This is a genomic window from Brevundimonas sp. UBA7534 (genome assembly GCF_002479325.1).
GTDB lineage: Bacteria > Pseudomonadota > Alphaproteobacteria > Caulobacterales > Caulobacteraceae > Brevundimonas.
On the sequence record NZ_DLMO01000067.1, the window covers coordinates 1 to 9,829 of the forward strand.

At 68.5% G+C, this 9,829-nt stretch carries 8 protein-coding genes and 1 tRNA gene; 3 read left to right on the forward strand and 6 right to left on the reverse strand.

Features of this window, described 5'->3' with window-relative positions; translation table 11 throughout:
* Both B2U11_RS05145 and B2U11_RS05150 read right to left on the reverse strand, forming a co-directional pair.
* The coding region (locus B2U11_RS05145; RefSeq protein ID WP_292070371.1) for a flavodoxin-dependent (E)-4-hydroxy-3-methylbut-2-enyl-diphosphate synthase at positions 1 to 438 on the reverse strand (438 nt) is incomplete at its 3' end.
* 386 nt (positions 439 to 824) lie between these two features.
* Positions 825 to 901: transfer RNA gene (locus tag B2U11_RS05150), tRNA-Arg, on the reverse strand.
* 148 nt (positions 902 to 1,049) lie between these two features.
* Here B2U11_RS05150 and B2U11_RS05155 point away from each other — a divergent pair.
* Positions 1,050 to 2,789 (forward strand): gamma-glutamyltransferase family protein, encoded by a 1,740-nt coding sequence (locus B2U11_RS05155; RefSeq protein WP_292070372.1) that lies wholly within the window; start codon positions 1,050 to 1,052, stop codon positions 2,787 to 2,789.
* A gap of 47 nt (positions 2,790 to 2,836) precedes the next feature.
* Here B2U11_RS05155 and B2U11_RS05160 read toward each other — a convergent pair whose 3' ends face one another.
* Complete coding sequence (locus tag B2U11_RS05160; protein ID WP_292070373.1) at positions 2,837 to 3,709, reverse strand: lipid A-modifier LpxR family protein; 873 nt, start codon at positions 3,707 to 3,709, stop codon at positions 2,837 to 2,839.
* Positions 3,710 to 3,881: 172 nt separating this feature from the next.
* On the reverse strand, positions 3,882 to 5,765 hold the full coding sequence (locus tag B2U11_RS05165) for a ribonucleoside-diphosphate reductase subunit alpha (RefSeq protein WP_414632934.1): 1,884 nt from the start codon (positions 5,763 to 5,765) through the stop codon (positions 3,882 to 3,884).
* A 280-nt stretch (positions 5,766 to 6,045) separates the two neighbouring features.
* Between B2U11_RS05165 and B2U11_RS05170 the strand changes: the two genes are divergently transcribed.
* Positions 6,046 to 6,822 (forward strand): phosphatase PAP2 family protein, encoded by a 777-nt coding sequence (locus B2U11_RS05170; protein WP_292070377.1) that lies wholly within the window; start codon positions 6,046 to 6,048, stop codon positions 6,820 to 6,822.
* Between the two features lie 54 nt (positions 6,823 to 6,876).
* Positions 6,877 to 8,196 carry an acetyl-CoA hydrolase/transferase family protein gene (locus tag B2U11_RS05175; RefSeq protein ID WP_292070378.1) on the forward strand — a complete coding sequence of 440 codons (1,320 nt, stop codon included), beginning with the start codon at positions 6,877 to 6,879 and terminating at the stop codon, positions 8,194 to 8,196.
* Between the two features lie 29 nt (positions 8,197 to 8,225).
* On the opposite strand, the gene B2U11_RS05180 is transcribed toward B2U11_RS05175, so the two are convergent.
* Positions 8,226 to 8,999 (reverse strand): metallophosphoesterase family protein, encoded by a 774-nt coding sequence (locus tag B2U11_RS05180; protein WP_292070380.1) that lies wholly within the window; start codon positions 8,997 to 8,999, stop codon positions 8,226 to 8,228.
* A gap of 19 nt (positions 9,000 to 9,018) precedes the next feature.
* The gene (locus B2U11_RS05185; RefSeq protein WP_292070381.1) at positions 9,019 to 9,798 is read right to left on the reverse strand and encodes a hypothetical protein; all 780 of its coding nucleotides are present in this window, start codon (positions 9,796 to 9,798) and stop codon (positions 9,019 to 9,021) included.
* Between the last annotated feature and the right edge of the window lie 31 nt (positions 9,799 to 9,829).

The window sequence follows — 9,829 nt, forward strand, 5'->3', positions numbered from 1 at the left end:
CGACCCGGCGTTGACGCCGATCCGCATGGAGCAACCGTGGTCCTTGGCCGCCTGGACCACCTCGCGCACCCGTTCGGATGAGCCGATATTGCCCGGATTGATGCGCAGACAGGCGGCGCCGGCCTCGGCCGCCTCGATGCCGCGCCGATAGTGGAAGTGGATGTCGGCCACCAGCGGGACCTTGGCCTCGCGCGCGATGGTGCGGAACGCCGCCGTCGACTCCTCGTCCGGGCAGGACACCCGCACGATGTCGGCGCCGGCCTCTTCAAGCTGGCGGATCTGGTCGATCGTCGCGGCCGCGTCCGACGTCGGCGTATTGGTCATGGACTGCACGCTGATGGGCGCATCACCGCCCACGAGCACGGATCCGACCCGGATCTGCCGGCTCTTGCGGCGCTCGATATGGCGCCAGGGGCGGACGTGACTATGATCGCTCATCGCACCGCCATATAGGCCCTGACGCCCCCAGGAGCCAGACGCCCGAGGCATCCATGCAAAAAGCGATGCGTCACACCCGCTCGGCAATCTCTTCGTTCTAATGCTGACAGCGGGAGAGGTGTGGGGATGCAGGGGCACGGGCGTCGCCGTCCGCGATGTGCTGGTTAGGCTGGGTGACGTCACCCCTGGCACACCTCCAAAAATAGATAGAGTCCGCCCCACGACTGACAAACAAAAGCAGGCGCCAGCAGCCGTTGAGCGAATCTGCGCGTCCGTGGGCCGACTAGCACCAAAAATCGCGCCCGACTCCGCTTGCGCGGGCTCTGGCGTCTAGTCATGGGGGACGTTAAGCCGCCGCTGGCGAAGTTCTCGGTTTAAAACCGAAGTGGCGCACCCGAAGAGATTCGAACTCCTGACCCTCAGATTCGTAGTCTGATGCTCTATCCAGCTGAGCTACGGGTGCGCACGCCTCGCGGCGAGGCGGCGTCTTTAGCCGCTCGGGCGGGGGGATGCAAGCGGGCGCGGAACAGTTTTCTGCGGGGCGGGGTTGGCGGGTCGGACGGGACGGCCTAGGTCGAACGGATCCTTCCCGTCATCGCGTCCGGTTTCCCATGCGCCAGCCCCTTCGCCGCCTTGCCGCGCCCCTGCTGTCCCTGGTGTTGGCGGCGTGCCAGACCAACGCCGCCAACGTCCCGGCCGCGCCCCCTCAGGCCAAACCCGTCGCCGCATCCGCCGCGACGCCGGCGCGCGGCCCCTTCGTCGCCGCCGCCAATCCCCTGGCGGCCGAGGCGGGCATGGCGGTGCTGCGGCGCGGCGGATCGGCGGTGGACGCGGCCGTGGCGATCCAGGCGGTGCTGGGCCTGGTCGAGCCGCAGTCGTCGGGCCTGGGGGGCGGCGCCTTCCTGATGCATTACGACGCCGCGACCGGGGCGGTCACCGCCTACGACGGTCGCGAGACGGCACCCAGCGCGGCCACGCCGGAGCTGTTCTACGAAAACGGCCAGCCCCTGCCCTTCATCGACGCCGTGCTGTCGGGCCGCTCGACCGGCGCGCCTGGGGCGGTCGCCATGCTGGCGATGGCGCAGAAGGATCACGGGCGGCTGGCCTGGCGCGACCTGTTCGGCGACGCAGAGCGCCTGGCCCGCGACGGCTTCGTCGTCAGCCCCCGCCTGGCCGGCATGATCAACGGCCGCGCGCCCCAGGCCCGCACGCGCTGGGCGAGCGAATACTTCACCAAGGCCGACGGCGGCCGCTATCAGGCCGGCGAGGTGCTGAAGAACCCGGCCTACGCCCGCACGGTGCGGATGCTGGCCGACCAAGGTCCGGGCGTGCTCTATGGCGGCCCCCTGGGCCAGGCGGTGGCCGCGACGGTGGCCGAAGACCCTCGCCCGGGCGCGCTGAGCGCGGCCGACATCTCCGCCTATCGCCCGCTGCGCCGCGATCCGCTGTGCCGGCCCTATCGCGCCTATGTGGTGTGCGTGCCGCCGCCGCCCTCCAGCGGCGCGGCGGTGCTGGAATTCCTGGCCATGGCCGAGCGGACGCCGGACCTGGACAAGGGCCCCGACAGCCCCGAGGCCTGGGTCGCCTTCGGCCGGCTGCAGCGCCTGATGTACGCCGACCGCGACCGCTACATCGGCGATACGGACTTCGTCGGCGTGCCGATCGCCGGCCTGCTGGATCCCGACTATGTCGCCGCGCGCGCCGCCCTGGTTCCCAGCGTGAACGGGCCCGTCGAACCGGGCCGCCCGACCGGCGCCCCGCCCGTCGGCGCGGACGCCACCGCCGAGCCGGGCGGCACCAGCCACTTCGTGGTCGTCGACGCCTGGGGGAACGCCGTCAGCATGACCACCACGGTCGAAAGCATTTTCGGATCGGGCCGGATGGCGGGGGGGTTCTTCCTGAACAACCAGCTGACCGACTTCTCCTTCACGCCGATGCAGGGCGACCATCCGGCGGCCAACGCCGTGGCGGCGGGCAAGCGGCCGCGCTCGTCGATGACGCCGACGTTGATCCTGGATCGCCAGGGCAACCTGGTCGGGGCGATCGGCTCGCCCGGCGGGTCCAGCATCCTGGCCTATGTGGCCAAGGCCCTGGTGGGGGTGATCGACTGGGACCTGCCGGTGCAGGAGGCCGTCGCCCTGCCCAATCTGGTCGTGCGTGGCGAGATGGTCGGCGCCGACGCCCAGTTGCTGTCGCCCGAGATCAAGGCCGCCCTGGCCCAGGCGGGCATGGCGGTTCGCCCCAACGCCACGGAGACCTCTGGCCTGCACGGGGCGATCTGGCGTGACGGACGCTGGGACGGCGGAGCGGATCCCCGGCGCGAGGGCGTGGCGGTTTCGGAGGTCCGCTGAAGGCTGATCGATTCAGGAGACGCTTCGCGTCCTCGCTTTGAGGCGGATCAGCGGCGTGGCTTGATAGACAGCTGGAAGGCGATCAGGCCTTCGTCCACGTCGGTGTCTAGGCCGCTCATGCCGCGCAGCCCCTTGCCGGCGTCGATCTCGCGATAGACCACGCCCAGCGAGGTCTGCATGTCGCCCCGGCGATAGGCCACGCCGATCGAGGCGTCGCCCAGGAAGGAGCCGCGGTCGTTGGTGTAACCCGAGCGGGCGTAGTCGCCGTCGCGGGTGCGGGCGAAGTTGTAGCCCACGGCCCGCCCCGAACCGGCGGCGTAGAGATACCAGCGCGGGCGCTCGCCGAAGCGCTGGCTCCCGTCGGGGGCCAGACGTTCCAGCCCCTCGCCGATCTTGAGGGTGGCGCCGGCCTCGGCCGAACCGCCCTCGCTGCCCACGCCGATGCCGGCGTGAGGCGTCAGGCTGACCTCCAGGCCCGAGGCGGTGCGGCCGCGCGCGCCCGAGAAGCCGCGCACATATCGCAGGTCATAGGCCTCCGGGTCCATTCGCGCCGCATCGACCGGCGTCACCGGCACGGGCGCGCCGTCGGCGCGGCGCAGGCGGCCGGCGGTCTCCAGCGTCAGCCGGTCGGCGGAGGCGCCGCGCTGAATCCAGACATCGCGGCGGGTGCTGGCGACCAGGCCGGAGCGATCCTCCGGCTGGAAGGCGCTGGGCAGGTCCAGCGGCGCGCCGAAATCGTCATCGACGGAGGCGACGCGGAATCCCTGATGGGCGAGTTGGGCGACATCGCCAGCCTGGAGCGGAAGGGTCTGAGAGGGAGCTTCGTCGAAGGCGTTCGGCGCCCACAGCTGGCGCGCATCGGCCGCGCCGGCCGTCGCCAGCACGCTTCCCACCCCGACGATCACGGCCGCCAAACGCATTCGGTCTCCCCAGTCCGTCCGCCGGAACAGCCTAACCCGTGCAGGCGGCGAGTCCAACGGCCATTTTCATGACACCTTACTGACGCTTTCGAACGTCGAGGGCGCGGGCCGGGTTCCCCATGCGAAAAGGGCCCCGCTTTCGCGAGGCCCCATCGGCGGGATCAGTCAGGCCTCATTGGCAGGCCAGGCATTCGTCGTAGTCGGTCTTGGGCATGGCGAAGAGATCAGGCTGGTTGGGGTCGATCTCGTCGGTCTTCTTGTCCTCGGCGCCGGCGAAGGCGGCGCGCTGCACCGACTTGGAGCGCAGATAGTAGAGCGACTTCACGCCCCGCTCCCAGGCCGACCAGTGCAGCATGTGCAGGTCCCACTTGTTGACGTCGCCGGGGATGAACAGGTTCAGCGACTGGGCCTGGCAGATTTCCGGCGCGCGGTCGGCGGCCAGTTCGACCACCCAGCGCTGGTCCAGTTCGAAGGCGGTCTTGAACACGCCCTTCTCGTCCTCGTTCAGGGCGTCGATATGCTGGACCGAGCCCTCGTGCTCCAGGATGGAGGACCACACCGCCTCGGTGTTGATGCCCTTCTCGTCCAGCAGACGCTCCAGATAGGGGTTCTTGACCGCGAACGAGCCCGACAGGGTCTTGTGGGTGTAGATGTTGGCCGGGATCGGCTCGATGCCGGCGCTGGTCCCGCCGCAGATGATCGAGATGGAAGCGGTGGGGGCGATGGCCATCTTGTGGCTGAACCGCTCCATCACGCCGCGCTCCTCGGCGTCCAGGCAAGGGCCCTTCTCCTCGGCCAGCAGGCGGCTGGCCTTGTCGGCCTCGCGGCGCAGGTGCTTGAACAGGCGCATGTTCCAAGACTTGGCCATGGCGCTTTCGAAGGCCACGCCCTGCGACTGCAGGAAGGAGTGGAAGCCCATCAGGCCCAGGCCCACCGAACGCTCGCGCTTGGCAGAATAGACGGCGGCGGCCATCGACGGCGGGGCGCGGCGGATGAAGTCTTCCAGAACGTTGTCCAGGAAACGCATCACGTCCTCGACGAAACGCGGCTCCTCGCGCCATTCCAGGAAGGTCTCGGCGTTGACCGACGACAGGCAGCAGACGGCGGTGCGGTCCACGCCCAGGTGGTCGCGGCCGGTGTGCAGCATGATCTCGGCGCACAGGTTCGACTGCTTGACCTTCAGGCCCAGGTCGCGCTGGTGCGGCGCCAGCTGGCGGTTCACCGTGTCGGAGAAGATCATGTACGGCTCGCCGGTCTGCATCCGGATATCGAGCAGCTTGGTCCACAGCGAGCGGGCGTCGACGGTCTTCATGACCTCGCCGGTCTTGGGCGACTTCAGCTCGAAGGTCGCGCCGACCTTCACCGCCTCCATGAATTCGTCGGTGATGTTGACGCCGTGGTGCAGGTTCAGCGAGCGACGGTTGAAATCGCCCGACGGTTTGCGGATCTCCAGGAACTCCTCGATCTCCGGGTGGTGGATGTCCAGGTAGACGGCGGCCGAACCGCGACGCAGCGAGCCTTGCGAAATCGCCAGGGTCAGGCTGTCCATCACGCGGATGAAGGGGATGATGCCCGAGGTCTTGCCCGCGCCCTTCACCTTCTCGCCGATGGAGCGGACACCGCCCCAATAGGTGCCGATGCCGCCGCCGTTGGAGGCCAGGGCGACGTTCTCGTTCCAGACGTTCTGGATGCCGTCCAGCGAGTCGCCGACGGCGTTCAGGAAGCAGGAGATCGGCAGGCCGCGATCCGCGCCGCCGTTCGACAGCACAGGCGTCGCCGGCATGAACCACAGGCGGCTCATGTAGTCGTAAAGGCGCTGGGCGTGATCGGCGTCGTCCGAGAAGGCGGTCGAGACGCGGGCGAACATGTCCTGATAGCTTTCGCCCGGCAGCAGATAGCGGTCTTCCAGCGTCTTCTTGCCGAAATCGGTCAGGAGGGCGTCGCGCGAGCGGTCCACCTGCACCGACTTCACCACCGTCAGGTGGGGCCGTTCAGGCGTCGGCGTCGCCGCAACGCCTTGGAATTCCGTCGTCTTCAATGCCTCGCCGCCAGCCATGACCGTCATTGCCCTGAACAAAATCCGTGTGATGCCACCCGCACCCCGACCACATCATCTAGTGGCCGCAGCGCGTTCCCAACCCACATATGGGGCGCAGATGGCTAACGACCCGTCAACGGGCTTGACGATCACTTTGTGAGCGAATCAGTCGGACAACCCTCCGAGGGCTGGGGAAAACCGCCTTTTCAAGCCAGGAACCCTTCGGCGCCAATGCGTTCACGAACGCGTGATCGCGGCGACTGGGGAACGCGGCGTCCAGCTTGACCGTTCGCAGGCCATGACCCTGGATCACGCTCGCCGATTTTTCGTCCGCGCCCTGACGCTGGCCCGCGCCGAGTTCGCGGTCCTGGCGGCGCTGATGGTGACCGCGATCGGCGTGATGACCTTCGCCGAGGTGGCCGACGACATGACCGAGGCGGACGGTCAGGCCTTCGATCAGCAGGTCCTGGCCTGGATGCGCCCCTATGCCGACGACCCCGGCCGCCCGTGGGGGCCCTGGTGGCTGAAGGAGGCGGCGGCCGACATCACGTCTCTGGGCGGCATTTCGGTGCTGGGCCTGTTCGCCCTGATCGTGATCCTGTTCCTGCTCAGCCAACGGAAATGGCTGTCCTCGGTGATGCTGATCGCGGGCCTCGCGGGCGGCGTCGGCCTGAGCGAAGGGCTCAAGGCGGTATTCGAGCGCGAACGCCCGCCGGTCGCGGCCCAGGCGGTCGAGACGATCAACGCCAGCTTCCCCTCGGGCCACGCCCTGCTGTCCACCGTCTTCTACCTGAGCGTGGCGGTGATGCTGACCCAGGCCTTTCCGCGTCGCCGGTTCAAGCTGTTCGTGCTTGGCGTCGGCGTGGTCCTGGCCATGCTGGTCGGCCTGACCCGCGTCTATCTCGGCGCGCACTGGGCTTCGGACGTGTTCGCCGGCTGGGCCGTCGGGGCCGCCTGGGCCATGGTCCTGTGGCTGATCGCCCATGCCGCCGCCCGCTTCCAGAAGGCGCGCCACGCCCCGCTTCAGGATGCGCCCTCGCCCCTGGACCCCGCCCCCGATCCGACGAAAGTCTAGGCGGCGCGACCTCGCTTCGGCGCATAAGCCCTGTCGTCATCGCCGGAGATCGCCATGGACGCCAAAGCCCTCTACGCCGAACGCCTGATGATCGCCGAGGCGGCGGCTCGCCTGGTGCGTTCGGGCTGCAAGGCGGCGATGGGCCTGGGCGTGTCCCAGCCCCCGGCGCTGCTGGCGGCCCTGGCCGCGCGGGCCGAACGCGGCGAGGTCGAGGACGTCAACCTCTACTATCTGCTCAGCACCGCGATCGCGGGCGAGACGGTGCTGCGCTACGACCTGATGGATCGCATCCGGCCCTGGAGCCTGTTCCACAGCGCCGTCGAGCGGCGGCTGGAGCAGCGCGCCGCCGAGGAAGGCCGACCCAATCCGGTCCAGTTCATCCCCACCGGCTTCCAGCAGTCGCCGCGCGTCCTGTGCGACGAGGTCGGGGTCGACACCCTGATCTGCACCGTCTCGCCGATGGACGAGGACGGCTATTTCTCCTTCGGCACGAACACCGACTACGCCAAGCCCGTATCGGACATGGCGCGGACGATCCTGGTCGAGGTCAATCCGCATATGCCGCGCGTGTTCGGCGACTGCACGGTCCATGTCTCGCGCGTGACGGCGGTGGTGGAGCACGCGGCCCCCTTGCTGGAAGTCCCCAAGGCCCAGCCCCAGCCGGCCGACCGCGCCATCGGCCAGATCATCGCTGGCCTGGTCGAGGACGGCGCCACCCTGCAGATGGGCATCGGCGCCCTGCCCAACGCCGTATGCGACGCCCTGAGGGACCATCGCGACCTGGGCGTCCATACCGAGATGCTGACCCCCGGCTTGGTCGAGCTGATGCAGGCGGGCGTGGCGAACCACGCCAGCAAGACCCTGCACCCGGGCGTCGGCGTCTTCGCCTTCTCGATGGGCGACCGCAACACCTACGGCTTCCTGGACGGAAACCGCGCGATGGAGGCGCACCCCGTCTCCTACGTCAACGATCCGGCGGTGATCGCACGCAATGCGCGGATGATCTCGGTCAACGCCACCCTGCAGATCGATCTGTCGGGCGCCTGCTGCTCGGAATATCTGAACGGGCGCCAGTTCACCGCCGCCGGAGGCCAACTGGACTTCGTGCGCGGCGCCTACGCTTCGGAAGGGGGCAAGTCGATCATCGCCTGCCATTCGACCGCGGCCAGGGGCGCGGCCTCACGCATCGTCGCTCGGCTGGACGGCCCGGTGACGACCCCGCGCAACGACACCCACATCGTCGTGACCGAACACGGCTGGGCCGATCTGAAGGGCCTGTCGACCAGCCAACGGGCGCGCGCCCTGATCGCCCTGGCCGACCCGGCCTTCCGAGACGGGCTGGAAAGCGACGCCCGCGCCCAGGGCCTGATCTGAACGCGGACCGGCGCTGACCCCACTGGGCGTCAGACCTCGAACACCCGGTAGGGAACATCGCCCAGGGTTCGGAGCACCGGCAGGGCGACGTTATAGACCGGCACGCCGCGATGGGTGCGCCCCTCGGGTCCGCCGCGATGGGCATGGCCGTGCACGACCAGGCTGACGTTGTCGTAGCGGTCTATGGTCTCCGCCAGCCGGGACGAGCCCAGGAAGGCGTGGATTTCCGGCGGTTCGCCAATCACCGTCTCGACCACCGGCGCATAGTGCAGCAGCACCACCGAGCGTTCGGTGCGCAGCATCCGGATCGAATTCTCGATCAGATTGGCGTCCTCCACCGCCTCCTGCACGAAGCGCTTGATGGAGTCCTCGCCGAAGGAGGACAGCATGTAGCGGCCGAAACCGCCGACGAAACCCTTGCCGCCGGCGAAGCCGACGCCGTCGATCTCATAGGCCTGACCCGTCAGCATCTTCACGCCCGCGTCGCACAGCATCTGGACCACATGGTCGGGCTGGCCGCATTCGTGCTCGTGGTTGCCCAGGACGCCGACCATCGGAATCTTGCACAGCCTGAGGTCCTCCAGCAGCCGCTCGACCTCGCCGGTCTTGCCGTAGTTGGTCAGGTCGCCGCACAGGCACAGCACGTCGGCGTCGTCCGCCACCCGTTCGAACAGGTCGCGGTAAGCCCTTTCGGACGTTTCGCCCACGTGCAGGTCGCCGACCGCGGCGACGCGCATCTTCTTGCCGGGTCCGGGCTCCAGACCCGGCTGGGGCGTCTGGGCGTCATTGGGCGTCTGGGCCATCCGTCGCGCTCCTTCTCCTTCAGTTTACCGGATCGTGGCGTTCCTCCAGCCCCTTGCCGACCACGTCGCCGAAGCCCCACTCGGCGACGTCGGCGACATAGTCACGCGGGCTGAACAGCCGGCCGCGGCAGACCTTCACGCGCGGCGGCGGCAGGTCGATCTGGGCCTGGAGACGCTCGGTCAGCTCCTCCATGAGCCAGCGCGGCACCCGGTCGCGCTCGGTCGGATAGGCGAAGCGGAAGTTCAGCAGGTGCGAGGCCAGCACCTCCCAGTACAGGTCCATCTGGTCCAGCAGCGACTTCCAGTCGATGGCGTCCGACTGCTTCAGGATGACGTGATTTACGTCCGCCCCGTCGTAGCGGTAGCGGTCCTGGATGAAGACCTTGGACAGGATCAGCGCGGTCGGGGGCGTGATCTTCACCTGATGGCCGTAAACGGTGATCGCATCCTCGCTGAACCAGCTGTCGGACACGGCGATGGTGCCGTTGGACATGGCGAAGATCACGTCGAAGAAATGCTTTTCGTCCTTCCAGACCTTGGCGATCCAGCGTTCGTCCTCGACATCGGTGCGGTACCCACGGGCCTGGAAGAAGGCCAGGATGCGCGGGTAGTCGCCGGGCTTGCAGAAGACGTCCAGGTCCTTGGTCGGCCGGCGGATGCCGGTGTAGGCGGTGACGGCGTAGGTCCCCGACAGCAGGAAGGGAATGCCCGACTCCTTCAGCAGCTTCAGGCTCTCCTCGTAGAAGGCCAAGGCGTCGGCGGGCGGTTCGAAGGTCGGTTGGGCGATGACGTCGGACATGGTTCGCCCCTCCTAGGCGAGGGCCTGAGAT

Coding starts and splice junctions, on each gene's coding strand:
- B2U11_RS05185 (WP_292070381.1), bottom strand. CDS start 9,798: ATGTCCGACGTCATCGCCCAACCGACCTTCGAACCGCCCGCCGACGCC.
- B2U11_RS05165 (WP_414632934.1), bottom strand. CDS start 5,765: ATGGCTGGCGGCGAGGCATTGAAGACGACGGAATTCCAAGGCGTTGCG.
- B2U11_RS05175 (WP_292070378.1), top strand. CDS start 6,877: ATGGACGCCAAAGCCCTCTACGCCGAACGCCTGATGATCGCCGAGGCG.
- B2U11_RS05170 (WP_292070377.1), top strand. CDS start 6,046: ATGACCCTGGATCACGCTCGCCGATTTTTCGTCCGCGCCCTGACGCTG.
- B2U11_RS05155 (WP_292070372.1), top strand. CDS start 1,050: ATGCGCCAGCCCCTTCGCCGCCTTGCCGCGCCCCTGCTGTCCCTGGTG.
- B2U11_RS05160 (WP_292070373.1), bottom strand. CDS start 3,709: ATGCGTTTGGCGGCCGTGATCGTCGGGGTGGGAAGCGTGCTGGCGACG.
- B2U11_RS05180 (WP_292070380.1), bottom strand. CDS start 8,999: ATGGCCCAGACGCCCAATGACGCCCAGACGCCCCAGCCGGGTCTGGAG.